Origin of the sequence: Streptomyces malaysiense, assembly GCF_000980885.2 — a bacterium.
Classification (GTDB): domain Bacteria; phylum Actinomycetota; class Actinomycetes; order Streptomycetales; family Streptomycetaceae; genus Streptomyces; species Streptomyces malaysiense.
On the sequence record NZ_LBDA02000057.1, the window covers coordinates 12,977 to 39,204 of the forward strand.

Here is a 26,228-nt window from a genome sequence, read left to right on the forward strand (position 1 = left end):
CATAGCCTGCTGTGGACGGGGCGGTCTGGGGACATATGACCGCCCGCAGCCCCGCTCTACCATCAGGAGCACCGTGGCAACTGGCCGAACACACCGACCGGCGACCCGCAGCCGAGGGATTCCCGAGGCCACCGTCGCCAGGCTTCCGCTGTACCTCCGAGCCCTGACCGCGCTGTCCGAGCGCTCGGTGCCCACGGTCTCCTCCGAGGAGCTGGCCGCGGCCGCGGGGGTCAACTCCGCCAAGCTGCGCAAGGACTTCTCCTACCTGGGCTCCTACGGAACGCGCGGTGTCGGCTACGACGTGGAGTATCTCGTCTACCAGATCTCCCGCGAACTCGGCCTCACCCAGGACTGGCCGGTTGTCATCGTCGGTATCGGTAACCTCGGCGCCGCCCTCGCCAACTACGGCGGGTTCGCCTCCCGGGGCTTCCGCGTGGCCGCGCTGATAGACGCGGACCCGGGGCTGACCGGCAAGCCGGTCGCGGGCATCCCGGTGCAGCACACCGACGACCTCGAGAAGATCATCAAGGACGACCGGGTCTCCATCGGCGTCATCGCCACCCCGGCCGGCGCCGCCCAGCAGGTCTGCGACCGGCTCGTGGCCGCCGGGGTCACCTCCATCCTGAACTTCGCGCCGACCGTGCTGTCCGTGCCGGACGGCGTCGACGTGCGCAAGGTCGACCTGTCGATCGAACTCCAGATCCTCGCCTTCCACGAGCAGCGCAAGTCCGGCGAGGAGACCGCGGCCGGTGACGGCGCCCTGCCCGCCGCCGTCACCCCCCGCGACGACGCCGACCAGGGGCCCGACGGGGACGTACCCGCCGTGATGCCCGCATGAGCCTCCTCGTCGTCGGACTGAGCCACCGCAGCGCCCCGGTCAGCGTGCTGGAGCGGGCGGCGCTGCACGCGGACGCCCAGACCAAGCTGCTGCACGACACGGTCGCCGCCGAGCCCGCCACCGAGGCCGCGGTGCTCGCCACCTGCAACCGCATCGAGCTGTACGCCGACGTGGACAAGTTCCACGCCGGTGTCGCCGAGCTGTCCACGCTGCTCGCCCAGCACAGCGGCGTCGGCCTGGAGGAACTGACCCCCTACCTGTACGTCCACTACGAGGACCGGGCCGTCCACCACCTCTTCTCGGTGGCCTGCGGTCTGGACTCGATGGTCGTCGGCGAGGGCCAGATCCTCGGCCAGATCAAGGACTCGCTGGCCCGCGCCCAGGACCTGCACACCGCCGGCAAGCTGCTGAACGACCTGTTCCAGCAGGCCCTGCGGGTCGGCAAGCGTGCCCACTCCGAGACCGGCATCGACCGCGCGGGCCAGTCCCTGGTCACCTTCGGCCTGGAGCAGATGGCCGCGGGCGGCGACGTCCAGCGGTGGGCGGCCGGCCGGCGGGCGCTGGTGATCGGCGCCGGTTCCATGTCCTCGCTGGCCGCCGCCACGCTCGCGCGGGCCGGGGTCGCCGAGATCGTCGTGGCCAACCGCACCTTCGACCGTGCCGAGCGCCTCGCCGAGATCCTCCAGGAGGCCGACGACAACGCGGTGACCGCCCGTGCGGTACGGATGAACGCCGTACCGAACGAGCTGACACGTGCCGACGTCGTCGTCTCCTGCACCGGGGCGACGGGCCTGGTGCTCACGGCGGAGGCGGTCGCACAGGCGGTCGAGGGCCGCACCGGGCAGCCGGCCGTCGCCGAACCGCTCGAAGACGGTCGTACGGCCTTCAAGGACGTGCCCGCCAAGGAGACGGCCGCCCCGGACGAGAACTGCCCCCTCGACCTGGCCGCCGCCCAGCCCGGCTTCTCCGTCATGGGCGAGGCCGCCGTGGCCGGCATGGACGCGGCCACGCTGGAGCAGCACGCCACGTGGGCCGCGGGGGGCACCACCGACCGGCGCCCCGCGAGCGGCCGTACCACCGAAGCCACCGAGGCCGACGCCGAGCTGATCACCGCGCTCGCCGCGACCGCCGCCACCGTGGGCCGGATCCCCGAGCGGCGCCGCCCCGAGCCGGTCGCCGAGCGGCCCGCGCCCGTCGTCTTCCTCCTCGACCTGGCCATGCCCCGCGACATCGACGCCGCCGTGCACCGCCTGGCCGGGGTGCGCCTGGTGGACATCGAGTCGCTCGCCGAGGCCTCCGCCGACGCCCCGATGGCGGCCGACGTGGACCAGGTGCGGCGTATCGTCTCCGACGAGGTCACGGCCTTCGGGGCGGCCATGCGGGCGGCGCACATCACGCCGACCGTGGTCGCGCTGCGCACCATGGCCGCGGACGTCGTCGCCGGCGAGATCGCGCGGCTGCACGGCCGCCTGCCCGACCTGGACGAACGCCAGCGCGGCGAGATCCGCCAGGCCGTGCACCGGGTCGTCGACAAGCTGCTGCACGCGCCGACCGTGCGGATCAAGCAGCTCGCGGCCGAGCCCGGTGGCACCGGGTACGCGGACGCGCTGCGCACCCTGTTCGACCTCGACCCCGAGACGGTCGCCTCCGTCTCCCGCGCCGAGGACAGCACAGAAACGAAGGACCGACCGGCATGAGTGACAAGGCACTGCGACTGGGAACCAGGCGGAGCAAGCTCGCCATGGCCCAGTCCGGTCAGGTGGCGGAGGCCGTCCGCCGGGTGACCGGGCGACCGGTCGAGCTGGTCGAGATCACGACGTACGGCGACATCTCCCGCGAGCACCTCGCGCAGATCGGCGGCACCGGCGTGTTCGTCACGGCGCTGCGCGACGCGCTGGTGCGCGGCGAGGTCGACTTCGCCGTTCACTCGCTCAAGGACCTCCCCACGGCCGAGCCCGAGGAACTGGTCCTGGCCGCCCTGCCGGTGCGCGAGGACCCGCGGGACGTGATCGTCGCGCGCGACGAGCTGAAGTTCACCGACCTGCCGCCCGGCGCCCGCATAGGCACCGGCTCCCCGCGCCGCATGGCGCAGCTGAACGCGTACGCCCGCGCCCACGGACTGGACATCGAGACGGTCCCGGTCCGCGGCAACGTGGACACCCGCATCCGGTACGTCCGGGACGGCGAGCTGGACGCGGTGGTGCTGGCCGCCGCCGGACTGAACCGGCTCGGCCGCATCGAAGAGGTGACCGACTTCCTGTCGGTCGACACGGTTCTGCCCGCCCCCGGCCAGGGGGCCCTGGCGATCGAGTGCGCAGCCCAGCGCGCGGACCTGATCGCGGCGCTCGGCGAGCTCGACGACCCGTTCACGCGGGCCGCCGTGACCGCCGAACGATCACTGCTCGCCGCCCTGGAGGCCGGTTGCAGCGCACCTGTGGGTGCGCTGGCCGACTTGTTGGGGGGCGGGCAGATTGTCAAGGAAATGCGCCTGCGCGCCGTCGTCGGGACCACCGACGGCACCCGCATGGTGCAGTTGTCCACCACCGGTCCCGTGCCCCAGACGCACGAGGGTGCGCTGGCACTCGGTAGCGATCTCGCCACCGAGATGCTCGCCCAGGGCGCGGCCGGTCTGATGGGGGAGCGAGCACATTGAGCCCCACCGCCCTTCCTGCCGCCGGTCCGGAACACGGGCACGTCACCTTCCTCGGTGCCGGACCCGGGGATCCGGGACTGCTGACTCTGCGCGCCGTGGAGGCACTGTCGAACGCGGACGTCCTGATCGCCGAGCCCGAGGTGCTCGACGTGATCCGGACGCACGCCCGGCAGGGCGTCTCCGTCGTGCACACCGACGAGGACCTCTCCACGTCGCCACCGGGCACGCCGCAGCTCACGGTCGTTGACGGCACGTCAACCACCGCCGCTGCCCCGTCTCCTGCCCGGGATGCCGCTCATCTTGTCATGGAGGCCGCGCGGGGCGGCAGGCGGGTGGTGCGTGCGGTCTCGGGTGACCCCGGGCTCGACACGGACGCCGCCGAGGAGATGCTGGCCTGCGCCGCCGCCGGGGTGCCCTTCGAGGTCGTACCCGGCGTCGCGGCCGCGGTCGGTGTCCCGGCGTACGCCGGTGTGCCGCTGCGGGACGCGGACGGCGCGGACGTCCGGTTCGTGGACGCCCGTACCGCCTCCGACCGCTGCTGGACCGAGGTCGGCGCCTCCGACGGCACGGTGGTCGTCTCCACGACCCTGGACGCGGTGGCCGCCGCGGCGGGCGAGCTGGTCTCGGCCGGCCGCAAGCCGGACACCCCGTTGACGGTCACCGTCGCCGGTACGACGACGCGCCAGCGCACCTGGTCCGCGACGCTCGGCACCATCGCGCAGACGCTGAAGCAGGCGAAGGTGCTGCCCTCGCCGGACGGCGGCCGCCCGGTGATAGCGGTGGTCGGCGAGCGTTCGGCCGCCGCCCGGCGCGACCAGCTGTCGTGGTTCGAGTCCAAGCCGCTGTTCGGCTGGAAGGTGCTCGTGCCGCGCACGAAGGAGCAGTCGGCGGCACTCTCCGACCAGCTGCGGTCCTACGGCGCGGTGCCGCACGAGGTCCCGACCATCGCGGTGGAGCCGCCGCGTACGCCCCAGCAGATGGAGCGCGCGGTCAAGGGCCTGGTCACCGGCCGCTACGAGTGGATCGCCTTCACATCGGTCAACGCGGTGAAGGCGGTGCGGGAGAAGTTCGAGGAGTACGGCCTTGACGCTCGGGCTTTTGCGGGTATCAAGGTGGCTGCGGTGGGCGAGCAGACGGCTCTCGCGCTGATCGCCTTCGGCGTGAAGCCGGACCTGGTGCCGAGCGGCGAGCAGTCGGCGGCCGGCCTCCTGGAGGACTGGCCCCCCTACGACCCGGTCTTCGACCCGATCGACCGGGTGTTCCTGCCCCGGGCCGACATCGCCACGGAGACCCTGGTGGCCGGGCTGATCGAGCTGGGCTGGGAGGTCGACGACGTCACGGCGTACCGCACCGTGCGCGCCTCGCCCCCGCCGGCCGAGACCCGCGAGGCGATCAAGGGCGGCGGCTTCGACGCGGTCCTGTTCACCTCGTCCTCCACGGTCCGCAACCTGGTCGGCATCGCGGGCAAGCCGCACAACGTGACGGTGATCGCCTGCATCGGTCCCGCGACGGCGAAGACGGCCGAGGAACACGGCCTCCGCGTCGATGTCATGGCCCCGGAGCCCTCGGTCGCCAAACTGGCCGAGGCCCTGGCCGACTTCGGCGCGAAGCGCCGCGACGCGGCACTGGAGTCGGGTGACCCGGTGACCCGGCCGAGCGAACGCCGGCCGGGAGCGCGGCGGCGTCGTTCGACGACCTGACACCGGATCGACGCCTGCGTCCCGCACCACAGCGCATGGTGCGGGACGCTTGGCGTTTCTGGGGCTGTGCGGTTGCCGGAGAAGCGTCCTGCCCCGTCCCCCGGGATCAGTACTCTGGCGCCATGGTCGATGTGGGGGTGGGCGAGCTGCGTCGCAGCCGCGACAGACTGGAGAAGCAGGCCCAGGCAGCCGAGCGTGCGGGGGAGTTACCGGCGAGCGGGCTGCTGCTGTTTTATGCGGCCGAGTGCAATCTGAAGGCCGAGCTGCTGCGCAGCGTTCTCCAACGCAATGACACAGCGGGTCTGCCGGGCGATCTGCGCTCGCACGATCTGCGGCGCCTGGCCAAGGCGCTGAATCTGAAGGACCCTGGGCCCGGCCCTGATCCGCTGAGGTGCCGACGGCACAGGGGCGGCACCTGGATCGAGTGCCGCGAACTTCACGAAGCTGGCGTTATGGTGCAGAACTGCGTGCGGTTGATCAGAAAGCGGCACTGGAAGCACTGAAGTCGCTGCTGAACGACGCCAGGAAGGGAACGTTGTCCCTGTGGGTGGCGGTGAACGCGGGCGCGGTCACCGAACCGTCCAGGCCGATCGCGGACATGGGTTTCGACGAGATCGTCCGTGCGCTGTTGCCGTTGTGGGGGGGGCGAAGCTGGGCACGGAAGCCTCACGGGAAGCGTGGACCGAGCGATGGGTGCCGGCGGCCCTCGCCGACTTCAAGGAGCAGATCCAGGCGCGCGACGTCGTGCGTTTCCTGTGTGAGGCGGCCAGGGCCTCAGTGGGTGATGGCCGTTGGTCCGACCGGGTACTGACCCCGGCGGCGATGCGCAGGGCCCTGGGGGAGTGCAGCCGGGCCAAGGTCGAGGAGATCAACCAAGAGAATCCCCGTCCGGGTAAGCTCCTTCGCCACATGTCGAGTTTCTCGGAGTCGGTGAAGATGCCGTTCGAGGCGTCCGACGTCGAACTGCGCCCCGACGACGTCGAAGCCCTCGAAGAGTGGGGCGCGCTGGCCAGAGACGCCGATGGCCGCTACCGGATGCCCGAGATCTATCGGCATGCCCTGGGCTTCCGCACGCAGGGAAGGGCCCGGGTCGTCAGGGGGCTGTGACCCGTGTGGACGGGGCCCGTACGCGCGAATGGGCGTACGGGCCCCGTCGGTTCACCAGGTCAGCGCTTCGACGCGTAGGGCAGGAAGCTTGCCCAGGTGGCGGGGGTGAGGGCGAGGCGGGGGCCGGTGGGGTTCTTGGAGTCGCGGACGAGGATGTGGTCCGGGATGGTGGCCACCTCGACGCAGTCCGGCCCATCAGGCGTGCTGTAGCTGCTCTTTATCCACTCCAGCTTCATGTCTCTCCAAGCACTTTCTCGATGCGGGCCGACGACTCTCGGGGGCTGAGAGCCTGTGCCCGGATGATTCCATAGCGCATCTCCAGGAGCTGCACCTCTTTCGGGTTGGTGATCACCCGGCTGATGTGCTGCACCTCCAAGTGTCCGACGGTGGTGCCGTCGTTGAGTCTGAGCAGCCTGAACGAGCCGTCGAGGCCGGCGTTCTCCTCAAGACCCAGCGGAAGCACCTGTAGGTCGACGTGGGGCAACTTGGTAACCTCCAACAGGCGTTCGAGTTGGCGCCGCATGACCATCTTGCCCCCAAGGGGCCGACGAAGCGTCGACTCGCACTGCACGAAACTGAAGACAGGCCAGGGCGACGTTTCGCTGATGATCTCCTGTCGGGCCATCCTGGCGGCGATGCGCTGCTCCAGCTCCTCCGAGGTGAATACCGGCCGACGCGCCTGGAGACCGACCCGGGCGTACTCCTCGGTCTGCAACAACCCGTGCACGACGGTGTTGTTGTAGGCGCACAGCTCCGTCGCCTCCGCCTCCAGTTTCTTCAGGTCTCGTACCTTCTTGGGGTACCGGACCTCCTCCAGATCCGTCTTCATAGCGGAGATCCTGCCCTCGGCCCGCAACGCCTCGTCCGCCGCGTCGAGATACTCGGGGCGGGGGATCCGCCGCCTTCTCTCCACGGAGGAGACGAGTTCTTCCCCGTACCCGATCAGCGCGCCGAACTCGGCCTGGGTGAGGCCCGCCGCCTCGCGCCACAGCTTCAGCTGCCGGGCGACCGTGCGAATGACGGCCCCCGCCTCCTCGTCCTCCAGCTCGGCGTCCCAGTCGCTCATGTCCACTGCCCTCCCGCCGCGTCCTCTGCGGCCCAACCGCGAACGTGGGTGCGCGGTCACGCCGGACAGCCCGGACGGATCCGGACAGCTCACGGACAGGCACTGGTCGCACGGGCCACCGATATTCACAGGCTACGCAGGCACGGCCACGCTGCGTGATGTGAATCAGGAATCCCAGCAGACCGCGCCGACGCGAAAGCCGCCGCGCCAGTTCTCCGTACCGCTGTCGGCCACCCGCAGGGGCGCCCGCCTGGCGAGGCTCCTCGCGGTCGAGCAACTGGAGTCGTGGGGCGTCCCGTCGGACCCGGCTCGGCTGATCGTGGCCGAGCTGGCGGCGAACGCCGTGCTGCACGGCCGGGTCCCGGGCCGCAGCTTCCGCCTGACCCTGGCGGTGCCGGAGCCGGGCCTCCTGCGCATCGAGGTCACGGACACCCGTGCGGAGTCCCTCCCGGTCCGCGACCCCGACGCCTCCGAATCCGGCTACGGCCTGCTCCTGGTCGGCACCTTGTCCACCCGCTGGGGCGTCCGCCAGGGGCCGGTGCCGTGCAAGACGGTGTGGGCGGAGTGCGTGTTCGCTCCGCCGGTGACCGTCGACGGCCGACCCTGGGCGAACGAGTTCCTCCAAGCGGCGAGTGCGCCTTTCGCCCAGGAGCTCGACCGTCCCCGGACGCGGCCGACCAGCTGATCGACAGCGCATGACGTCCAGCGGATCACCGGGTGTGGCGGCGAGTTCCCCGTCGCCGCCACACCACGTGCCCGCATACTGGCCCGCTTCGCGCCGTGGGCCTTCGGGTGCTACGCCGCGATCACGGCGTCAGTGTCCATTTCTGGTTGGCCAGCCCGTTGCAGTCCCAGATGCCCAACCGGGTCCCGTCCTTCGTGTTGAAGCCGAGGTCGTCCAGGCACTTGCCGGTCAGAACGTTCTTCAGCGAGCCGTTGGGCTGCGGAATCCACTGCTCACCCGTGGCGCCCGGGACGCACTTGTAGATCTCCGCATGGGTGCCGTTCGCGCTGCGCCCCCACTCCACGTTCAGGCAGTACCCCAAGCCGCGTACCGTGTGGTCGTCGGCCAGGGTCCACCACTGGGCGGCGGTGCCGTTGCAGTGGTAGAGCTGCACCGCGGTGGAGTTGGACGCCTTGGCGTGCTGGATGTCCACGCACTTGCCGCCGTAGCCGACCAAGCGGCCCTGCTTGCCGGCCACGGACAGGGTCACTGTCCTGATCGTCTTGGTCGCGTAGTCCCCGCGGTCGCAGTACACCACCGACCTGCCGTTGCCGGTGACGAGGGCGCCGTTGCGCCAGTAGTCGAGCGGCTGGCCGGAGACGACGTGCATGCAGACGGCTCGGGCCTGCCAGGTCGTACCCTTCGCCACGCCCGTACAGTCGGCGATGGCGAGCGGGCCGTTGTGCGAGGTGACGCAGTTGCCGGGGGCCTCGGCGTGTGCGGTGGCCGGGAGGGCCAGGGCTCCGGCGAATGCCAGGGCCGGGGTCAGCAGAGCCGCTGTGCGGCGTCTCATGTGGTGTCCTTCCTGCTGGAACCTGCTCGAAACCATGCGGCCGGCGCGGCGCGGCTCGGCGTAGCCGGCGTGGACCCATGAGGCACACACACCGCCTCCCCACGATCTTCACGCGGCCTTCGTGCGTGTTCATTCCATGGGTCGAGGCCTGGAGCTGTCATGAGCAGAGCTAAATGCTGGCCGAAAATTCATTCGTTCTGGCCGATGTACCGGCGCCGGACCCGCGTGCGAGCACTGGTGTCCCGCGCCGGAGATCCGTCGGCGGTGTCGGGCGAGGGATTCGAGGATCTCCTCGGCGGTCTCGTTCGTCATCCGTCAACAGCAGCGGCACCGGCTTCGGACCACGACAGGGCGCCGACACCACGCCGACACCCCGTCAGAAGAACTCATGCGAGCGCAGGACGCTGGTACTGAGGCCGGTCCACCGCGGACCACGGCCGCATCGAGTAGTCGTATCGCAGGCTGGTCCTGCCCATGCCCTCGGAAGCGGACGGTGGCGGCGCGGTCAGCTCCGGCCGGCGCGCTCCAGTTCGCGGATGACCGCTCGTTCGTCCCGGCCGAGCAGCGCCTTCTCCAGATGGCTGAAAGTCGGCGAGTGGCGCATGAGGGCGTCCAGCGCGCCGAGTCTTCGGGGCGGGTCCGCGTGCCGGGGTGCGTGCTGCCCCGCCCCTCAGGGACCCGGCGCCGGTTCGGCCGCTCCGTGGCGGAGGCCGTCGAGGAGCAGGTCGAGGAGGCGGCCGGCCCGGTCGCGTTGGTCGGGGGCGCTGGTGACCAGTGCGATGCCGGCGAGGCTGAAGCCGACGTCCAGGGGGTCGGTGTCGGGGCGCAGGAGGCCGGCGTCGGTGCCGGCGCGCAGCAGGGTGCTGATCGCCGTGCCGAGCTTGTCGAGGGTCTCGGCGAAGGGGTCCGCGCCGGTGGCGACCGCGGCCCGCAGGGCGTCCGCCATGCCGTGCTTGGCGGCCAGGTAGTCGATGAACCTGTCCATCCACAGCCGTAGTGCCCGGTCCGGAGGATTGTCGGCCAGCAGCCCCGCGGCGCTGTCGCAGACGCGGGCCAGCTCGTTGCGGTAGGCCGCCTCGACCAGCGCCTCGCGGGTGGGGAAATGGCGGTAGAGCGTGGCCGAGCCCACGCCCGCGGCCTTGGCGATCGTGTCGATCGGAACGTCCGCGCCCTTCTCGGAGAAGGCGCGCACGGCCGCTTCGAGGATGCGCTCCCGGTTGCGGCGGGCGTCGGCGCGCAACACGCTCGGCTGGGTGGTCAAGGCTGCTCCCTTCGGCTGGGACCAGTCTAACTGGACAACCGGGGACTTCCCCGATTACGTTTGAAAGCGAACCGGAGAACTCCCCGGTTACGGGTTGCCGCCCGTTTCGCCCCACAGGCAGGAAGACCTCATGACCTCCACGAAGACGGTTCTGATCACCGGCACGTCCTCCGGTATCGGCCTGGCCGCCGCCGTCGGCGCGGCACAGGCCGGCTGGACGGCCGTCGCCACCATGCGCGACCCGGCCAAGGCCGAGGCGCTGCTCAAGGCGGCCACGGACGCGGGCGTGGCCGATCGTGTCCGGGTCGAGCGCCTGGACGTGACCGACCCCGCGAGCATCACCGCCTGCCTGGACAAGGTGATGGCCGAACACGGTCGCCTGGACGCGCTCGTCAACAACGCCGGCGCCGCCCAGGTGGGCACCATCGAGCAGAGCAGCCTCGACGACGTCCGCGCCGCGATGGAGGTCAACTTCTTCGGAGTGGTGGCCGTGACCCGCGCCGCCCTGCCGCACCTGCGCGCCTCCCGGGGCCGGGTGATCACCGTCACCAGTGTCGGCGGCGCCGTCGGCCAGCCCTTCAACGAGGCCTACTGCGCGGCCAAGTTCGCCGTCGAGGGCTTCATGCAGTCCCTCGCCCCGGTCGCCGCCACCGTCGGCGTCGACGTCACCGTGGTCGAACCCGGCGCCGTCGCCAGCGAGTTCGTCGCCAACCTCGGCCTGGACCTCCCCGCCATGCTCGCCGCGATGGGGCCCTATGCCCCGGCCCTCCAGGCGTACATCGCCCGCACCCAGGAGTCCTTCGCCGGCGCCCAGACCCCGGCCGAGGCCGCCGCCCCGATCGTGGAGGCCCTGACCGCAGCCCGCCCGCCCTTCCGGGTCCAGACCTCGCAGTGGGCCCGCGACTTCGTCGCCACCACCCTCGCCGACCTCGACGGCTCCGCCGTCCGGGACCTCACCGCCACCTGGGTCCGCTGACCCCTCGGGCACTCCCGGGCGGTCCGCCCCGGCCCGGGAGTCAGGCCTCCTGTCCGGTGGCGGCCAGGACGATCTCGCGGACGGTGACGTTCCGCGGCTGCTGGTAGGCGTAGACGACGGCCTCGGCCACGGTCCGCGGGTCCAGGGCGCCGCCGGCCGACTTCTTCCACGCCTCGTAGTCGCTCTTGATCTGTTCGTCGCTGGTGTGCGAGAGCAGTTCCGTCTCCACCGCGCCGGGGGCGATGGTCACCACCCGGACGCCGGTCGCGGCGACCTCCTCGCGGAGGTTCTCCGACAGGGCGTGCACGGCGAACTTGGTGGCGACATAGGCGGCGTGGTCGGGGAACGTCTTGCGGCCCGCGACGGAGCTGATGTTGATGACCGTGCCGGTGCCGCGGGTGAGCATGCCGGGCAGCACCGCGCGGGTGCCGTACAGCACGCCCTTGATGTTGAGGTCGATCATCCGGTCCCACTCGTCGACCGGCTGGTCGGCGACGCGGCCCAGCAGCATCACCCCGGCGTTGTTGACGATCGCGTCGGCGGGACCGAACCGCTCCTCCGCCTCGCGCACGGCCTCCTCGACGGCGGCGCGGTCGGTGACGTCCACCCTGCGGCACAGCGTGTCCGGCAGCGCCAGCTCCTCCAGCCTCTCCCGCCGGCGGGCGAGCAGCAGCAGCGGATGGCCCTGCGCGCAGAACAGGCGCGCGGTGGCGGCGCCGATGCCGGAGCTGGCACCGGTGATGACGATGAGCGGCTTGGTCATGGGGGAACCTCCGGGGAACCGTGTCGTACTCGCGTTCCAGGAGAGCACCGCCGCGGGCCCCGCGCGTGCCGGCGCGGGGGCCCGGCTCCACCGGGGGTCCCACAGACCCCCTCTCCCGCGGCCCGGGACCCCGCGGGCCGTCCTAGCCTGAAGGAATGAGCACGTCAGCGGAGCGCGGACCCAATCTGGAACTGCGTGACTTCCTGCGCTCCCGCAGGGCGCGGATCCGACCCGACGAGGCGGGCCTTCCCGCGCACGCCGGTCGGCGCCGGGTGCCCGGACTGCGCCGCGAGGAGGTCGCACAGCTGGCCGGGGTCAGCGTCGACTACTACGTCCGCCTGGAACGCGGCCGCACCCCGAACGCCTCCGCCGCCGTGCTCGACGCCGTGGCCCGCGCCCTGCGGCTCGACCCGGCCGAGCGCGTCCACCTGTTCGACCTGGCCAGACCCGGGCCGGCCGCCGGCCGCCGGCGCCCCGCGCCACCCCAGCGAGTGCGGCCCGGACTGCTGCGCGTCCTGGACGTTCTGACCGACACCCCGGCGATGATCCTCGGGCACCGACTGGACGTCCTCGCCGCCAACCCGCTCGCCAAGGCCCTGTACACCGACTTCGACGCCCTGCCCCACCGCGACCGCAACCTCGCCCGCTTCATCTTCCTCGACCCCACCGCCCACGACCTCCTCGCCGACTGGGAGACGGCCGCCCGCGGCACCGCGGCCGCCCTGCGTCTCTACGCCGGCCGCCATCCGCGGGACCCGCGGCTGGCCGAGCTGGTCGGCGAGCTGTCCGTGCGGGACGAGGACTTCCGCCAGTGGTGGGCCGACCACGACGTCCTGCGGTACACCCACGGCATCAAGCTCTACCGCCACCCCCTCGTCGGCGAGCTCACCCTGGCCTACGAGTCGCTCACCCTCCCCGACGACCCTGACCAGGCCCTCTACCTCTACACCGCCGAGGCCGACAGTCCCTCCGCCCACGCCCTGCGCCTGCTCGCCGCCGCCGAGCACCACGGCCGGCCGCTCCCGGACGTCCGGCAGGGGCAGGGGCAGGGGCAGGGGCAGGCGCCGCCGCCGGCTCGCTCGTGACCCGCCTGCCCAAGGGGCGGCGACGGGGGCGGACCGGTCGCGGGCGGGGCGGCCGGGCCGGACCGCCCGCGACGGGCGAAGGTGACCGAGCGGGCCGGCGTTACGCCGCCGTGCCGCCCGCGTAGTCGCCGCTGAACGTCGTCTCGATGGTCTGCGCCACCGGCTGGGCCACTCCGGTGCCGGTCAGGATGATGCCCAGCTCCCGGTTGTTGCTCAGGGAGTTGCTGCTGATGTTCATGGATCCGGCCTCCACCGCCTGGGTGGACAGGCCGTAGTCGGCGACCATGGCCTTGGCGTGGATGTAGAAGCCGTTCGGGTCGGAGTAGCCGACGACCGTGCCGCCCGCGGCCTTGACCGCGGAGACCTCGCCGGCGTAGCTCGCGGGGTCCTCCAGGACGACGCGGACCTTCACGCCCGCCTTGGCGCGCGCCACGATCGCGTTGACGACCGTGCTGTCGCTGAACTCCAGCTCCTGCACGTCGAGCGTCTTGGTCGCGGCGTCGATGAAGGACACCAGCCGGCTGCGGGAGTCGGTGGGGGACCACAGCAGGTGGTCGCCGTCGGTGGGGGTGATCGCGGTGCCGGCGTAGTCGGCGTCGAAGACCTTCTCGATGGCGGCGACGTCGCGGGTGTCGTCGGTGAAGACGCCGTAGTCCCGGCTGGTCGTGTAGTACTGCGAGGTCAGGTTGCCGGTCATGACGAGCGACTTGGTGCCGTCGACGGTGATCGTCTTCTGGTGCGTGTAGACGTAGGACGAGGAGGACCAGACGACGCCCACGCCCGCGCCGGTCAGCGTCGTGTACGCCGCGTTGTTCTGGCTCTTGTGCTGCCGGTCCAGGACGACCCGGACGGTGACACCCTTCTTCTCCAGTGCGACCAGGTCGTTGACGGCCGTCGTGTCCTCCAGCTCGTACATCGTCATGTCGAGCTTGCTGGTGGCCGAGTTGATGAAGTCGTAGATCGTCGGCTGGCCGGTACCGGCCTGGGAGAAGGCGAACGCCGAGTACGTCGCCGCGTTCGCGGGGACGGCGGCGACGGCGACGGCGGTACCGGCGGCGAGGGCGACGGCAACGCGGGTGAGTGCCTTCCGCAGCATTGCGTGACTCCTTGGGGGAGGGGGGAGTGCGATGTCGGGTGCATGACACCACGCGCGTAGAACGCCGGGGAGGCGCCCGGATCCAGAGATGGCCAGGGGGACGCAAAAACTCGGTATCGGGGTCCCGGTCCGCCCCTCGATGCCGGGCCGCGGGCCCGACAGGGCGTCGGTAAGGAGGGGAGGCGAGCGGGCGTAGCGTAGAAGGCATGACGAAGTACGGATCTTTCCCCGGTACGCGTCCCCGCCGGCTGCGGACCTCGCCCGTCATGCGGCGCATGGTCGCCGAGACGCGTCTGCACCCCGCCGACCTGATCCTCCCCGCGTTCATCCGCGAGGGCGTCGGCGAACCCGTGCCGATCGCCGCGATGCCCGGCGTCGTCCAGCACACCCGCGACAGCCTGAAGAAGGCCGCGGCGGAGGCGGTCGAGGCCGGGGTATCCGGGATCATGCTGTTCGGCGTGCCGGAGGACGACAACAAGGACGCCCAGGGAACGGCCGGCACCGACCCCGAGGGAATCCTCCAGGTCGCGCTGCGCGACGTACGCGCCGAGGTCGGCGACGACCTCCTCGTCATGTCCGACCTGTGCCTGGACGAGTTCACCGACCACGGGCACTGCGGGGTGCTGGACGCCGAGGGCCGGGTCGACAACGACGCCACCCTGGAGCGGTACGCCGAGATGGCCCAAGTGCAGGCCGACGCCGGCGCCCATGTCGTCGGCCCCAGCGGGATGATGGACGGCCAGATCGGCGTCATCCGGGACGCGCTCGACCAGATCGGCCGCGAGGACGTGGCGATCCTCGCCTACACCGTCAAGTACTCCTCCGCGTTCTACGGCCCCTTCCGCGAGGCCGTCGCCTCCTCGCTCCAGGGCGACCGCAAGACGTACCAGCAGGACCCCGCCAACTGGCGCGAGTCCCTGCGGGAGCTGGAACTGGACCTCGCCGAGGGCGCGGACATGGTGATGGTCAAGCCGGCCGGCCCGTACCTCGACGTCCTCGCGCGCGTCGCGGACGCGGTGGACGTGCCGGTCGCCGCGTACCAGATCTCCGGCGAGTACTCGATGATCGAGGCCGCGGCCGAGAAGGGCTGGATCGAGCGGGACCGGGCCATCTTCGAGGCCCTGACGGGGATCAAGCGGGCCGGGGCGCGGAACATCCTGACGTACTGGGCGACCGAGGTGGCGCAGAAGCTGCGCTGAGCCCGGGGGCGGCCCGCAGCGGCCGAGCGGGCCGCCCGGCCGGAGGGCAGCCGGGGAGCCGGCGGGGGACGAGGCGGTGGCCTGGGCCGACACGCCGCCGCTGACCGTGCCCGACCGGCTCGGCGTGGACTACAACGGTCACGTCCTGGAGAACGTCCTCACCCATGTCGCGCCGGCGCTCGGCCGGTGCCGACCCCGACCGGCGGGAGTCGCCGTGGCCAAGATCCTGATCATCGGCGGGACCGGTTACACCGGCGCCAACGTCGCCGCCGAGGCCGTCGCCCGGGGCCATCAGGTGGCGTCGTACTCACGGTCGGCGCCCGGGTCCCCGGTCGAGGGGGTGTCGTACGCCCAGGGCCCGGCCGAGGACGCGGCGCGGCTGGTCGCCGGCCAGGACGTGGTGGTCGCGGCCCTGTCGCCGCGCGGCGACCTGGTGGGCCGGCTGCTCGGCCGGTACCAGGAGATCGCCGCCGCCGCGGACGCCACCGGCGCGCGGCTGATCGTGATCGGCGGGTTCTCCTCGCTGCGCCCCGCGCCGGGCGAGCCCCGGTTCGCCGAGGGGGACGTCCCCGAGCAGTTCCGGTCCGAGGCGCGCGAGATGGACGCGATCCGGGAATGGCTCACCACCGCCGCGCCCGGCTCGCTCGACTGGACCCTGATCTCGCCCGCGGCCGGCTACGGAGCCTGGGCCGCGGGCTCGCGCACCGGGACCTACCGGGTCGGCGGGGACGTCGCCCTCCACGACGCCCGGGGCGGGTCGGAGATCTCCGGTGCCGACTTCGCGCTGGCGATCGTGGACGAGATCGAGCGCGACGCGCATCCCCGGGCGCACATCTCCATCGCCTACTAGGGCCGGGGCCCGCCGCGGTCACCAGCCCGCGATGTCGGACGCGTTCTGCTGCCAGTAGGTGACCTTCAGCGTGCTGTCGTAGTACACGCCCTTCGAGGGCAGGGTGACGTTCGCGGTGGCGCCGCCGTCGCTGTGCGGCGTCATGCCCTGGAAGTACACGGTCAGCTTGTGGCCGGTCTGCCCGCCGTCGCCGCTGCCGTCGGCGGCGGACAGCAGCACGCCCGCGTAGCCGGACTCGCCGGGCGCGAGGGTGGTGACCGCCTGGGGCTTGGTCGACTCGTCGGCGCCGGGCGCCCACTGCATCCCGTCGAAGCGGAGCACCGGGTAGTACGTCAGGTCGCAGTACTTCGAGCCGGTGTTCTTGACCGTGAGCATCATGTGGTTGAGCGGCCGGGACAGCACCTGGGCGGTGACCCTGGTGTTGGAGCCGTTGCACAGGACGCGGTTCTCCGGGTCCCAGGGGTTGCCCGAGCCCTTGGAACCGCCGGTGCCGCCGGAGGCGTGGGTTCCTCGGGTGCCGCCGGTGCCGGTGCCGGTGCCGCGGTGGGTGCCGGCCGAGGTCTGCGTGCCGTGGGCGGTGGAGCCGGTCGACCCCTGCTGCGCCTTCGCGTCGGCGGAGGGCCGGCCGCCGGCGGGCGTGCCGGTGCTCGCGCTCGCCGCCGGGGTGTGCTGGGCGGCGCCCTCGTCCTTGGTGCCCGTGCCGTTGTCGCACGCCGTCAGGGCGAGCGCGGCGAGGGCGGCTCCGGCCACGGCGAGCAGGGGGGTACGGGTGTGGCGGGTAAGGCGGTTGCGCATGGCGCTTCTCGCTTCCGGGTCCTGGGGTGCTTGGATGTCCACAGCCTGCGGGCCGTTTTGTCCCGCCCGCCAGCCCCGGCGGCCGATCCGGGACGCTGGAACGGCCACATAGGTGTTGACCTGCAAGAACGTCCCATCCCTGGAACGGGGGAACGGGACAGGGGAGGGGACGGATCGTGTCGGACAGCACCGGGGGGACCGGGTTCGCCGAGCGGCTGCGGGAGTTGAAGAACCGCTCCGGGCACAGCTACGGCATGCTCGCCAAACGGCTCCACATGAGCACCTCGACGCTGCACCGCTACTGCAACGGGGAGGCCGTGCCGACGGATTACGCCCCGGTGGAGCGGATGGCGCGACTCTGCGGGGCGTCGCCCGAGGAACTCGTGGCGCTGCACCGGAGCTGGGTGCTGGCGGACGCGGGCCGGGGGAGGAAGGCGGCCGAGGACGCGGTGGGTGAACGGGCGGGGGGCGCGGAAGCGTCCGGGGGGACGGTGACCGAGGAAGCGGTGACCGAGGAAGCCGTGACGGAGGAAGGGGGTCCCACGCCGGCACCGGAGACGGCCACGGTTCCGGAGCCGGCCCCGGAACCGGCGCCGGTCGCGGAAGCCCCCGTTTCCCGACCCCGCTCCCGCCGCCCCGCCCTCGTCGCCGCCGTCACCGGGGCCGCCGTACTCGGCGCCGTGGCCCTCGCGTTCGGGCTGCCCGGCGGCGGGAGCCACGACCGGGACACGGCCTCCACCGGAGCCACCGCCTCCGCCTCCTCGGTCACCCGCGACCACGCGCCCGCGACCGGTACCGCTTCCCGAGGCAGCGGCTCACCCTCCCCCTCGGGCTCCGCCCGGCACCCCTCGCCCTCCGTGGGCTCCGGCAACGCCGAGGGACCCGACGCCGCCACGAGCGGACCACCGGGCGGGGTGAGCGCCGACGGCAAGGCGTCCACGGCCGTCCCCCTCGCGATCACCACCCACCCGTACTCCTGGGAGAGCCCCTGCTCCCAGCACTACCTGATCGACCGGCCGCCCACGGACGTGTCCCCGCCGCCCGTCGAGAACGACGCGCCCGCGTGGGTGGCCGTGCACCAGGCCGTCTCGGCGGACGAGCAGTTCGTCACGCTCACCGTGCAGGGCAGCGGCAAGCAGACCGTGGTGCTGGAGGGCATGTCGGTACGGATGGCGGGCAAGCGCTCGCCGCTCGCCTGGAACGACTACGCCATGGGCTACCCCGGCGTCGGCTGCGGCGGCGGGGTCCCCACCCACTCCTTCACCGTCGCCCTGGACGCCGTACGGCCGGCCGTCCAGCCGGTGGCCGGGCAGCGCGGCTTCCCGCTCAGCGTGAGCGAGTCGGACCCCGAGGTCTTCTACGTCACGGCGAACGCGTCGGCGTACGACGTCAGCTGGTACCTGGAGCTGTCCTGGTCCAGCGGCGGCCGGCACGGCACCCTGGAGATCGGTGACAAGGGCCGGCCCTTCCGCACCAGCGGCAGCAACGGGCGCCCCGCCTACGCCTTCCCGCTGGGCGGCGAGAAGTGGGCGCCCGCGCAGTAGTGACCGGCGGCCGCCGTGGTGACCGGCGGCCGTCCTCACCCGCGGGTCAGTCCCACCAGAAGAACCAGGTGGTCTCGCCGACCAGTTCCTTCGCGTAGGCGCGGAGGGTGTCCGCCCCCTGCGTGATGTTGTCCGGGCAGAACGCGAAGTGCTCCGCCGCCACCGCCTCGGCCTCGGCAAGGTCGGCCGGCGGGGCGGCCACGGACAGCAGCAGGGCGTCGAAGCCGAGCGCGACGACCCGTATGCCGAACCGGTCCTCCCAGGAGCGCAGGACCGCGCACAGCCGCGCCACGTCGTTCTCGTGGTTCAGCGAGCCGCTCCAGCCGATCGCGGCCGGGATGTCGGCGGAGCGGCGGGCGGGGACGAGGGCGAGGTGCGGGGAGGGGAAGACGGACTGGCCCTGGTCGGCGGTCAGTTCGTCGGCGGCGCGCGCGGCGCGGGTGCTGGGGTCGGCGCTGAGCTTCTTGGGCGGGGCGAGTCCGGGCCACTTTGGCCCGAACGGCTCCACGACGTACCCGAGTTCGTCGTCGGGGTCGGACTCCTCGTCGCCCTCCCAGTACTCGGCGAGTACCTCTTCCGGATCGTGGTCCCCCGGGTAGGAGACGTCGTCCGGCATCAACTCCCAGCGTTCCGGTCCGCCTTGGGAGCCACCGGTCTCCACCAGCACCGGCAGCAGCCCGGCGCGCGCGGCCGGGGCGCCGAGGGCGGTCCAGGTGCCGGGGCCGGCCGGTTTGTCCGCGAGCCAGAGCAGCGGCTCGTGATGCGGGCCGTTCTCGGTCGTGTCGAGCAGCCTGCCGGGCGGCAGTTGGAGCCCCAGGCTGCGGCCGCTGGGGTCGGTGGCCAGCCGGGGCAGCGGGTTGGGAAGAGTCGCCATGGAGGCGACTGTAGGGGGAGGGTCTGACAATGGCCCCTGGCCCCTGGCCCCTGGCCCCTGGCCCCTGGCCCCTGGCCCCTGGCACCGGCCGCGGTCGCCGCCGCGATGCGGGCGGCGACCGCGCACGGGCGCGAGACCCTTGCGGTCAGGCCAGGGCCGTGATGCAGAACGGGTGTCCGGCCGGGTCGAGGAGCACCGTCCAGCGCTTCTCGCCCGGCTGGAACCCCGGCTTGGTGGCGCCCAGTTCGAGGGCCCGCAGCTCGGCCGCCGCCAGGTCGTCCACGCCCAGCTCGATGTGAGCCTGCTTGCCCTGGGCGGGGTCCGGCCAGGTGGGCGGGCGGTAGTCGGCGACACGGGTGAAGCCGAGGCCGGGGACGCCCTCCGTGCCGAGCAGGATGAAGTCGTCGGTGGAGAAGAGGGTCCCGTGGCCCAGCAGCTCGCCATAGAAACGGGCGAGTTCGGCGGGGTCGGCGCAGTCGAAGGTGACGGCGGCGTAGCGGATCGCGGGAGTGGTCTGCGTGGTCATGAGGAGGACGGTACGACGTGACCAGGACAGGTACGGTCCTGGTTGTGCCGCTGTCGTCGAGAATCTCCGGGGGACATCCCCGTGCTAGCCACGTCCGCCCGCCTGCTGGGCCTGCTGAACCTCCTGTCCGCCCGCCCCTCGTGGACCTGTGCCGAACTGGCCCGGTCCCTGGAGGTCACCGACCGCACGGTCCGCCGGGACGTCGCCCGCCTGCGTGAACTCGGCTACTCCGTCGACTCCGAGGCGGGCCCCTGGGGCGGCTACCGGCTGCGTCCCGGATCCCGGGTGCCCCCGCTGATCCTGGACGACGAGGAGGCGCTGGCCGTCGCGGTCGGTCTCGGCGAGGCGGCCCTGAACCGCGCCCTGGGCAGCGACCAGGCCGCCCTGTCGGCCCTGCTGAAACTCCGTTCGGTGCTGCCGATCCGCATCGCGAAGCGCCTGGGCGAACTGGACGACGCCCTCGTGCTGCTCCCCGGGGCGCGCGGCTCGGGGGTCAGCCCCGGGTTGCTGCTGGAGCTGGCGGCCGTGTGCCGGCGGGCGGAACGGGCCCGGCTGTCGTACACGGACGCCGAGGGCAGGTCCACGGTCCGGGACATCGACCCGTACCGGCTGGTCCACACGGGCAGGCTCTGGTACCTCGTCGCGCGGGACGTGGCGCGCGGCCGGTGGCGCACCTTCCGCGCGGACCGAGTCGACCGCCTCCAGCCCACCGGCCGGCCCGCCGACCTCGGTGACCCCCCGGACCCGGCCCACCTGGTCTCCCGCAACATCGCGAACGGCCCCTACCCCCTGTCCGCCACCGTCCGCCTGCCCGTCCCCCTGGACCGGGCCCTCAGCCTGGTCCCCGCGACGGTCGGCACCCACCGCCCGGACGGCCCCGACGCGACCCTGGTCGACATCGGGGGCGCCGACGCGGACGGCCTGGCGCGCTATCTGCTGGGGCTGGGGACACCGCTGCGGGTCCTGGCACCGGACGTGGTGCGGGAGGCCCTGGTACGGCGGGCACGGGAACTGGCGGACGACAACGCCGGCGGCTCCGGTGCGGAGGCCGCCGGCGAACCGGTCACCGAGGCCCACCCGGGGCCCTAGCGGGATCAGAGCTTGTCGGGGGTCCTGATGCCCAGCAGGGACATGCCCCGGTGCAGGGTGCGGGCCGTGAGGTCGACCAGGAAGAGGCGGTTCTCGGTCCGGGCGGGGGTGTCGGCCTTCAGGACCGGGCACTGGTCGTAGAAGGTCGTCAGGTGCGAGGCCAGCTGGTAGAGGTAGGCGGCCAGCTTGTGCGGCTCGTAGGAGGCGGCCACGTCCAGGACCGTCTCGGCGAACTGGTCCAGGTGCAGGCCCAGCGCGCGCTCCGCCGGGGCCAGTTCCAGCTCCGGGTGGGCGGCGGGGCGGGCCTCGCCGGCCTTGCGGAGGATGGACTGGATACGGGCGTAGGCGTACTGGAGGTAGACGGACGTGTCGCCGTTCAGCGAGACCATCTGGTCCAGGTCGAACTTGTAGTCCCGCACCGCCGACGTCGACAGGTCCGCGTACTTGACCGCGCCGATGCCGACGTACCGGCCGTTCTCCTCGATCTCCCGCTCGGTCAGGCCCACCTTCTCGGCCTTGTCCCGGACCACGGCCGTGGCACGGTCGACCGCCTCGTCCAGCAGGTCCTGGAGCTTGACGGTCTCGCCGGCACGCGTCTTGAACGGCTTGCCGTCCTTGCCCAGCACCGTGCCGAAGGCCAGCTGGACCGCGGTCACGTCCTCGTTCAGCCAGCCGGCGCGGCGGGCCGTCTCGAAGACCATGCGGAAGTGCAGGGCCTGGCGGGCGTCCACCACGTACAGCAGGGTGTTCGCCTTGAGGTTGAAGACGCGGTCGCGGATGGCGGAGAGGTCGGTGGCCGCGTAGCCGTAGCCGCCGTCGGACTTCTGGACGATCAGCGGGACCGGGTTGCCCTCCGGGCCCTTGATGTCGTCGAAGAAGACGCAGAGCGCGCCCTCGGAGCGGACGGCGACGCCGGACTCCTCCAGGAGGCGGCAGGTCTCGGCCAGCATGTCGTTGTACCCGGACTCGCCGACGATGTCGGGGTCGCGGACCTCCATGTCCAGCTTCTCGAAGACGGAGAAGAAGTAGATCTTCGACTCGTCCACGAACTTCTGCCAGATGGCCAGCGTGTGCGGGTCGCCGGCCTGGAGGTCGACCACCCGGCGGCGGGCGCGGGTCTTGAACTCCTCGTCGGAGTCGAAGAGTTTGCGGGCCGTCTTGTAGAGGCGGTCCAGGTTGGACATGGCCTCCTCGCCGGAAGCCGCGGTGTCCTCGGCGGACGCCTTGTGGTCCAGCTCGTGCGGGTGCTCGTCCAGGTACTGGATGAGCATGCCGAACTGGGTGCCCCAGTCGCCGATGTGGTGGCGGCGGATCACGGTCTCGCCGGTGAACTCCAGCAGCTGGACGACCGAGTCGCCGATCACCGCGGAGCGCAGATGGCCGACGTGCATCTCCTTGGCCACGTTCGGCTGGGCGTAGTCGATCACCGTGGTGCCCGGGTGCGCGGCGTACGGCACCCCGAGGCGGCCGGTCCCGTCCGCGTAGCGCGCGGCGAGGTTCTCGGTGATCGCCCGGTCGGAGACGGTGATGTTGAGGAAGCCGGGGCCGGAGACCTCGACGTCCTGGATCACCGCACCGGTGGCCACCCGGGAGACGACCTGCGTGGCCAGCTCCCGCGGGTTCGACTTCGCCTTCTTGGCAAGGGCCAGGATCCCGTTGGCCTGGTAGTCGGCCCGGTCGCTTCGTCGCAGCAGCGGGTCCGCGCCGGCGGCCTCCGGCAGGGTGGCCGAGAGGGCGGACGCGAGCTGCTGCTGGACGGAGTCGCTGAGGGACGTGACCGAGGCCATAGGTGAGGTGCCGTTCTCCTCGTGGGGATGGATAGTCACGCCCAGTATTCCATGGGGGGCCAAGCGGATTTTCCGGTCCGCCGGTGAACGCGCGTCCCGGTGAGCGCGTCCCACGCGTTGAAAAGGCGTTTTCGCGGAAGTGGTCCCGCCTGGGACAATGGAGCGGCCAGCCGTGCGACCGCAGCGGCTGCCCGATGGAGAAAGAAGGACGTGCCGATCGTGGCTCAGAGCACCGAGACCACCGACTGGGTCTCCCGTTTCGCGGATGAGGTCATCGAGGAGTCGGAGCGCCGGGCCCCGGGCAAACCGGTCGTCGTCGCGTCCGGTCTCTCCCCCTCGGGCCCCATCCACCTGGGCAACCTGCGCGAGGTCATGACCCCGCACCTGGTCGCCGACGAGATCCGCCGTCGGGGGCACCAGGTCCGGCACCTGATCTCCTGGGACGACTACGACCGCTACCGCAAGGTCCCGGCGGGCATCGCGGGCGTGGACGAGTCCTGGGCCGAGCACATCGGCAAGCCGCTCACCTCGGTGCCGGCCCCGAAGGGCTCGGCGTACCCGAACTGGGCGGAGCACTTCAAGGCCGCGATGGTCCGGTCGCTGGCCGAGATGGGCGTCGAGTTCGACGGCATCAGCCAGACCGCGCAGTACACCTCGGGCGTCTACCGCGAGCAGGTCCTGCACGCGATGAAGCACCGCGGCGACATCGACGCGATCCTCGCGCAGTACCGCACCAGGCCCAAGGTCAAGAAGCAGCAGCAGAAGGCCGTGGACGAGGCCGAGCTGGAGGCCGAGGAGGGCTCCGGCGCGGCGGCCGAGGACGACGGCTCCGCCGGCGGCGCCGGGTACTTCCCGTACAAGCCGTACTGCGGCGGCTGCGCGAAGGACCTGACGACCGTCACCTCGTACGACGACGACACCACCGAGCTGTCGTACGTCTGCGGCGAGTGCGGGTTCAAGGAGACCGTCCGGCTGAGCGAGTTCAACCGCGGCAAGCTGGTCTGGAAGGTCGACTGGCCGATGCGCTGGGCCTACGAGGGCGTGGTCTTCGAGCCCAGCGGTGTCGACCACTCCTCCCCGGGGTCGTCCTTCCAGGTGGGCGGGCAGATCGTCGGCATCTTCGGCGGCGAGCAGCCCATCGGCCCGATGTACGCGTTCGTCGGCATCTCCGGCATGGCCAAGATGTCGTCCTCGCGCGGTGGCGTGCCCACCCCGGGCGACGCGCTGAAGATCATGGAGCCGCAGCTGTTGCGCTGGCTGTACGCCCGCCGCAGGCCCAACCAGTCCTTCAAGATCGCCTTCGACCAGGAGATCCAGCGGCTCTACGACGAGTGGGACAAGCTCGCCGCGAAGGTCGCCGACGGGTCCGCGCTGCCGGGTGACGTGGCCGCGTACACCCGCGCGGTCGGCACGGCCGCCGCCGAGCTGCCGAAGACGCCGCGTCCGCTGCCGTACCGCACGCTCGCGTCCGTCGCCGACATCACGGCCGGGCACGAGGACCAGGCCCTGCGCATCCTCTCCGAGCTGGACCCGCGGAGCCCGCTGTCCTCGCTGGACCAGGCCCGGCCGCGCTACGACAAGGCCGAGGCGTGGATCAACACGCACGTGCCCGCCGACCAGCGGACCATCGTGCGCGCGGAGCCGGACGCCGAACTGCTGAAGTCGCTGGACGAGGCGTCCCAGCGGTCCGTGCGGCTGCTGCTCGACGGCCTCGCCGAGCACTGGTCCCTGGACGGCCTGACGCACCTCGTCTACGGCGTGCCGAAGGTGCAGGCCGGCTTCTCGGCGGACGCGACGCCCAAGGAGCTGCCGCCGGAGATCAAGACCGCCCAGCGGATGTTCTTCGCGCTGCTGTACCAGCTGCTGGTGGGCCGCGACACCGGTCCCCGGCTGCCCACGCTGCTGCTCGCGGTGGGGCAGGAGCGGGTCCGGGCGCTGCTCGGGGAGTGACGCACGCGTGAGTGAGGGGCCCTCCCGCCGGAGGGCCCCTCACCCATGTATCAGGCGAGCAGATCCACCGGGACCGGTTCGTCGGTCCGGTCGTCGATCAAGGTGACCCGGACCGCCGGCCGGTCGGTGGTGTCCTTCGTCGCGCGCGGGTCCAGCGCGAACAGCACGGTGACCGGGCGTGCCGCGCCACCGGGCTCGTGCACCCCCGCGAACTGGAGGAAGCGCCAGCCGTCGGCCTCCCAGTGGTCGATCAGCCCGGAACGGACGACCGGCGCGGCGGCGACCCAGGCCAGTGAGCGCTCCAGCAGTTCGACGGAGGCGGCCACCGGCACCTCCTCGTCCCGGCCGGTGCCGAGCGGATGCCCGAAGACCCGCAGCCGGGTCCTGCGCAGCGGGACCAGCCACAGCTGGTCCAGGTCGCTGGAGAACGCGGCCAGGACGGCCGTGGCGACGACGAGGAGGGCGAGCGAGGCCACCGGATGCCGGGCGGCCTGGGTCCACCAGGCGGTCCGGGCCCCGGCGGCCGCGGCACCGCCCACCACGACCAGGCCCGCGCGGACGAAGGCCCGCCAGGTGATCGGCCCGTCGGCGCGGGCGGTGCAGCCGCAGGACGACTCCGGGGCGGTGGCGCGGGCGTACCCGAGGTAGCCGAGGAAGCCGGCGCCCAGGACGGCCGCGGCGATCCCGGGGAGGACGGTGGCCGGTGCGGCCAGCAGGCCCGCGGCCACGACGAGTTCCACCGCGCCGGTGACCCGCAGGGCCCGGGTGGCGCGGCGGCCGTCGTTCAGGACGCGGACCAGGACGGTGCCGGCCGCCTGCCCGGCGACCCGCCTCCCGAACGCCTTGCCCGCGCCGGTGGCGGCGAGCAGGACGCCGAGCAGCAGGGGCGCGAGGTCCGTGGTGAGCGATGCCATCGAAAGATCCCCCCGCCTCAGTGCCCGACGCTGATGCGGGCGATGTCCACGCTGTCGTCCGCGGGCCGCCAGGCGCCGAGCACCTGGGCGTGGTGCCCGATCTTGAGCTGGGAGAGGTCGGAGGTGAGCGCGCCGCCGCGGAAGGACGCGGTGGTGCGCTTCGCCACGATGCGGCCGACCAGGGTGTTGCGGCCGTGGCTCAGGTGCAGCCGGGAGCGCTCGATGCCGCGGACGGTGACGTAGAGGTTGACGATGTTCACCCAGACCGCGTCGGCGGCCACGCTGCCGTCGGGCATCTCGACGCCCCGCGCGTACAGGCCGTCGCCGGTCTCGACGGCCTCGGCGGTGACGGTCTCCAGCTTCCAGACGCTGGTGGCGTTGGTGAGCCGGACGAGCCGGTGCGTGCCGTCGGACTCGACGACGTCGAGGGTGCTGCCCTTGATCCGGCTGACGCGGCCGTCGACGAACGACGACCGGGACACCGCCGGGTCCAGGGAGGGCATGGGGGCGGCGAAGGCGGCGTCCGCGTCCAGGCCGCCGAGCGCGGAGGCGCCCACGATGGTGGCGCCGCCGAGGGCGGCGCTGGTCAGGACGGAGCGGCGGTCGATGCCGTGGCGTCCGGTCATGGCGGGTTCCTC

General features: G+C 72.3%; 26 protein-coding genes. 14 read left to right on the plus strand and 12 right to left on the minus strand.

What is annotated here, in order from left to right; genetic code table 11:
* Positions 1-73 precede the first annotated feature (73 nt).
* The 6 genes from VT52_RS24570 to VT52_RS24595 all read left to right on the plus strand — a co-directional run bounded on the left by VT52_RS24570 (position 74) and on the right by VT52_RS24595 (position 6,298).
* Positions 74-838 carry a redox-sensing transcriptional repressor Rex gene (locus VT52_RS24570; RefSeq protein WP_046417297.1) on the plus strand — a complete coding sequence of 255 codons (765 nt, stop codon included), beginning with the start codon at positions 74-76 and terminating at the stop codon, positions 836-838.
* The gene (locus VT52_RS24575; protein ID WP_046417295.1) at positions 835-2,535 is read left to right on the plus strand and encodes a glutamyl-tRNA reductase; all 1,701 of its coding nucleotides are present in this window, start codon (positions 835-837) and stop codon (positions 2,533-2,535) included. The genes VT52_RS24570 and VT52_RS24575 overlap by 4 nt, the downstream gene beginning before the upstream one ends.
* The gene (gene hemC / locus VT52_RS24580; RefSeq protein ID WP_046417294.1) at positions 2,532-3,491 is read left to right on the plus strand and encodes a hydroxymethylbilane synthase; all 960 of its coding nucleotides are present in this window, start codon (positions 2,532-2,534) and stop codon (positions 3,489-3,491) included. The genes VT52_RS24575 and hemC overlap by 4 nt, the downstream gene beginning before the upstream one ends.
* The gene (locus tag VT52_RS24585; RefSeq protein WP_046417293.1) at positions 3,488-5,191 is read left to right on the plus strand and encodes a bifunctional uroporphyrinogen-III C-methyltransferase/uroporphyrinogen-III synthase; all 1,704 of its coding nucleotides are present in this window, start codon (positions 3,488-3,490) and stop codon (positions 5,189-5,191) included. Before hemC ends, VT52_RS24585 begins: the two co-directional genes overlap by 4 nt.
* A gap of 122 nt (positions 5,192-5,313) precedes the next feature.
* Positions 5,314-5,694, plus strand: a complete 381-nt coding sequence (locus VT52_RS35975) for a hypothetical protein (protein ID WP_079175242.1) — start codon at positions 5,314-5,316, stop codon at positions 5,692-5,694.
* A 190-nt stretch (positions 5,695-5,884) separates the two neighbouring features.
* Positions 5,885-6,298 (plus strand): hypothetical protein, encoded by a 414-nt coding sequence (locus VT52_RS24595; RefSeq protein WP_046417290.1) that lies wholly within the window; start codon positions 5,885-5,887, stop codon positions 6,296-6,298.
* A 59-nt stretch (positions 6,299-6,357) separates the two neighbouring features.
* Here the strand turns inward: VT52_RS24595 and VT52_RS24600 are convergent, their stop codons facing one another.
* Both VT52_RS24600 and VT52_RS24605 read right to left on the minus strand, forming a co-directional pair.
* Positions 6,358-6,534, minus strand: a complete 177-nt coding sequence (locus VT52_RS24600) for a DUF397 domain-containing protein (RefSeq protein WP_046417288.1) — start codon at positions 6,532-6,534, stop codon at positions 6,358-6,360.
* On the minus strand, positions 6,531-7,364 hold the full coding sequence (locus tag VT52_RS24605) for a DUF5753 domain-containing protein (protein ID WP_046417335.1): 834 nt from the start codon (positions 7,362-7,364) through the stop codon (positions 6,531-6,533). The genes VT52_RS24600 and VT52_RS24605 overlap by 4 nt, the downstream gene beginning before the upstream one ends.
* A 160-nt stretch (positions 7,365-7,524) precedes the next feature.
* Here VT52_RS24605 and VT52_RS24610 point away from each other — a divergent pair, with 160 nt between their 5' ends.
* Positions 7,525-8,049 (plus strand): ATP-binding protein, encoded by a 525-nt coding sequence (locus VT52_RS24610; protein ID WP_063888333.1) that lies wholly within the window; start codon positions 7,525-7,527, stop codon positions 8,047-8,049.
* 121 nt (positions 8,050-8,170) lie between these two features.
* Here VT52_RS24610 and VT52_RS24615 read toward each other — a convergent pair whose 3' ends face one another.
* Positions 8,171-8,881: an RICIN domain-containing protein gene (locus VT52_RS24615; RefSeq protein ID WP_046417287.1), complete on the minus strand. Its 711-nt coding sequence runs from the start codon at positions 8,879-8,881 to the stop codon at positions 8,171-8,173.
* Between the two features lie 670 nt (positions 8,882-9,551).
* Positions 9,552-10,142 carry a TetR/AcrR family transcriptional regulator gene (locus VT52_RS24620; protein WP_046417286.1) on the minus strand — a complete coding sequence of 197 codons (591 nt, stop codon included), beginning with the start codon at positions 10,140-10,142 and terminating at the stop codon, positions 9,552-9,554.
* A 130-nt stretch (positions 10,143-10,272) separates the two neighbouring features.
* Here VT52_RS24620 and VT52_RS24625 point away from each other — a divergent pair, with 130 nt between their 5' ends.
* Positions 10,273-11,118 (plus strand): SDR family NAD(P)-dependent oxidoreductase, encoded by an 846-nt coding sequence (locus VT52_RS24625; protein ID WP_046417285.1) that lies wholly within the window; start codon positions 10,273-10,275, stop codon positions 11,116-11,118.
* 40 nt (positions 11,119-11,158) lie between these two features.
* On the opposite strand, the gene VT52_RS24630 is transcribed toward VT52_RS24625, so the two are convergent.
* A complete protein-coding gene (locus tag VT52_RS24630; protein ID WP_046417284.1) occupies positions 11,159-11,881 on the minus strand; it encodes an SDR family oxidoreductase in 723 nt (240 codons plus the stop codon).
* A gap of 155 nt (positions 11,882-12,036) precedes the next feature.
* On the opposite strand from VT52_RS24630, the gene VT52_RS24635 reads away from it, so the two are divergent.
* Positions 12,037-12,966, plus strand: a complete 930-nt coding sequence (locus tag VT52_RS24635; protein ID WP_046417283.1) for a helix-turn-helix domain-containing protein — start codon at positions 12,037-12,039, stop codon at positions 12,964-12,966.
* 100 nt (positions 12,967-13,066) lie between these two features.
* Here VT52_RS24635 and VT52_RS24640 read toward each other — a convergent pair whose 3' ends face one another.
* Positions 13,067-14,062, minus strand: coding sequence for a phospholipase D-like domain-containing protein (locus VT52_RS24640; protein WP_046417281.1), 996 nt, complete (start codon positions 14,060-14,062; stop codon positions 13,067-13,069).
* Positions 14,063-14,268: 206 nt separating this feature from the next.
* Here VT52_RS24640 and hemB point away from each other — a divergent pair, with 206 nt between their 5' ends.
* Together hemB and VT52_RS38940 are read left to right on the plus strand one after the other, a co-directional pair.
* Positions 14,269-15,261 carry a porphobilinogen synthase gene (gene hemB, locus VT52_RS24645; RefSeq protein WP_046417279.1) on the plus strand — a complete coding sequence of 331 codons (993 nt, stop codon included), beginning with the start codon at positions 14,269-14,271 and terminating at the stop codon, positions 15,259-15,261.
* Between the two features lie 76 nt (positions 15,262-15,337).
* A complete protein-coding gene (locus VT52_RS38940) occupies positions 15,338-16,111 on the plus strand; it encodes an NAD(P)-dependent oxidoreductase (RefSeq protein ID WP_240509866.1) in 774 nt (257 codons plus the stop codon).
* 18 nt (positions 16,112-16,129) lie between these two features.
* On the opposite strand, the gene VT52_RS24655 is transcribed toward VT52_RS38940, so the two are convergent.
* Positions 16,130-16,906 carry a DUF4232 domain-containing protein gene (locus tag VT52_RS24655; protein WP_046417278.1) on the minus strand — a complete coding sequence of 259 codons (777 nt, stop codon included), beginning with the start codon at positions 16,904-16,906 and terminating at the stop codon, positions 16,130-16,132.
* Positions 16,907-17,082: 176 nt separating this feature from the next.
* Here VT52_RS24655 and VT52_RS24660 point away from each other — a divergent pair, with 176 nt between their 5' ends.
* Entirely contained in the window at positions 17,083-18,450 is a 1,368-nt protein-coding gene (locus tag VT52_RS24660; RefSeq protein ID WP_046417276.1) for a transcriptional regulator, read from the plus strand.
* A gap of 46 nt (positions 18,451-18,496) precedes the next feature.
* On the opposite strand, the gene VT52_RS24665 is transcribed toward VT52_RS24660, so the two are convergent.
* Positions 18,497-19,324, minus strand: coding sequence for a DUF4253 domain-containing protein (locus VT52_RS24665; RefSeq protein ID WP_046417275.1), 828 nt, complete (start codon positions 19,322-19,324; stop codon positions 18,497-18,499).
* Positions 19,325-19,469: 145 nt separating this feature from the next.
* Positions 19,470-19,850, minus strand: a complete 381-nt coding sequence (locus VT52_RS24670; protein WP_046417274.1) for a VOC family protein — start codon at positions 19,848-19,850, stop codon at positions 19,470-19,472.
* 81 nt (positions 19,851-19,931) lie between these two features.
* Here VT52_RS24670 and VT52_RS24675 point away from each other — a divergent pair, with 81 nt between their 5' ends.
* Entirely contained in the window at positions 19,932-20,939 is a 1,008-nt protein-coding gene (locus VT52_RS24675; protein ID WP_046417273.1) for a helix-turn-helix transcriptional regulator, read from the plus strand.
* A 5-nt stretch (positions 20,940-20,944) separates the two neighbouring features.
* On the opposite strand, the gene argS is transcribed toward VT52_RS24675, so the two are convergent.
* A complete protein-coding gene (gene argS / locus VT52_RS24680) occupies positions 20,945-22,726 on the minus strand; it encodes an arginine--tRNA ligase (protein WP_046417271.1) in 1,782 nt (593 codons plus the stop codon).
* Between the two features lie 210 nt (positions 22,727-22,936).
* On the opposite strand from argS, the gene lysS reads away from it, so the two are divergent.
* Positions 22,937-24,676 (plus strand): lysine--tRNA ligase, encoded by a 1,740-nt coding sequence (gene lysS / locus VT52_RS24685; RefSeq protein WP_046417269.1) that lies wholly within the window; start codon positions 22,937-22,939, stop codon positions 24,674-24,676.
* Between the two features lie 50 nt (positions 24,677-24,726).
* On the opposite strand, the gene VT52_RS24690 is transcribed toward lysS, so the two are convergent.
* Both VT52_RS24690 and VT52_RS24695 read right to left on the minus strand, forming a co-directional pair.
* Entirely contained in the window at positions 24,727-25,590 is an 864-nt protein-coding gene (locus VT52_RS24690) for a MauE/DoxX family redox-associated membrane protein (RefSeq protein WP_046417268.1), read from the minus strand.
* Positions 25,591-25,607: 17 nt separating this feature from the next.
* A complete protein-coding gene (locus VT52_RS24695) occupies positions 25,608-26,216 on the minus strand; it encodes a hypothetical protein (protein ID WP_046417267.1) in 609 nt (202 codons plus the stop codon).
* Positions 26,217-26,228: the final 12 nt, after the last annotated feature.

What these genes read in the sequence shown, in the direction of transcription:
- hemC (WP_046417294.1), top strand. Translation starts at nt 2,532, where the DNA reads ATGAGTGACAAGGCACTGCGACTGGGAACCAGGCGGAGCAAGCTCGCC.
- VT52_RS24575 (WP_046417295.1), top strand. Translation starts at nt 835, where the DNA reads ATGAGCCTCCTCGTCGTCGGACTGAGCCACCGCAGCGCCCCGGTCAGC.
- hemB (WP_046417279.1), top strand. Translation starts at nt 14,269, where the DNA reads ATGACGAAGTACGGATCTTTCCCCGGTACGCGTCCCCGCCGGCTGCGG.
- VT52_RS24635 (WP_046417283.1), top strand. Translation starts at nt 12,037, where the DNA reads ATGAGCACGTCAGCGGAGCGCGGACCCAATCTGGAACTGCGTGACTTC.
- VT52_RS24625 (WP_046417285.1), top strand. Translation starts at nt 10,273, where the DNA reads ATGACCTCCACGAAGACGGTTCTGATCACCGGCACGTCCTCCGGTATC.
- VT52_RS24655 (WP_046417278.1), bottom strand. Translation starts at nt 16,906, where the DNA reads ATGCGCAACCGCCTTACCCGCCACACCCGTACCCCCCTGCTCGCCGTG.
- VT52_RS24615 (WP_046417287.1), bottom strand. Translation starts at nt 8,881, where the DNA reads ATGAGACGCCGCACAGCGGCTCTGCTGACCCCGGCCCTGGCATTCGCC.
- VT52_RS35975 (WP_079175242.1), top strand. Translation starts at nt 5,314, where the DNA reads ATGGTCGATGTGGGGGTGGGCGAGCTGCGTCGCAGCCGCGACAGACTG.
- VT52_RS24690 (WP_046417268.1), bottom strand. Translation starts at nt 25,590, where the DNA reads ATGGCATCGCTCACCACGGACCTCGCGCCCCTGCTGCTCGGCGTCCTG.
- VT52_RS24630 (WP_046417284.1), bottom strand. Translation starts at nt 11,881, where the DNA reads ATGACCAAGCCGCTCATCGTCATCACCGGTGCCAGCTCCGGCATCGGC.
- VT52_RS24600 (WP_046417288.1), bottom strand. Translation starts at nt 6,534, where the DNA reads ATGAAGCTGGAGTGGATAAAGAGCAGCTACAGCACGCCTGATGGGCCG.
- VT52_RS24605 (WP_046417335.1), bottom strand. Translation starts at nt 7,364, where the DNA reads ATGAGCGACTGGGACGCCGAGCTGGAGGACGAGGAGGCGGGGGCCGTC.
- argS (WP_046417271.1), bottom strand. Translation starts at nt 22,726, where the DNA reads ATGGCCTCGGTCACGTCCCTCAGCGACTCCGTCCAGCAGCAGCTCGCG.
- VT52_RS24695 (WP_046417267.1), bottom strand. Translation starts at nt 26,216, where the DNA reads ATGACCGGACGCCACGGCATCGACCGCCGCTCCGTCCTGACCAGCGCC.
- VT52_RS24665 (WP_046417275.1), bottom strand. Translation starts at nt 19,324, where the DNA reads ATGGCGACTCTTCCCAACCCGCTGCCCCGGCTGGCCACCGACCCCAGC.
- VT52_RS24640 (WP_046417281.1), bottom strand. Translation starts at nt 14,062, where the DNA reads ATGCTGCGGAAGGCACTCACCCGCGTTGCCGTCGCCCTCGCCGCCGGT.
- VT52_RS24670 (WP_046417274.1), bottom strand. Translation starts at nt 19,850, where the DNA reads ATGACCACGCAGACCACTCCCGCGATCCGCTACGCCGCCGTCACCTTC.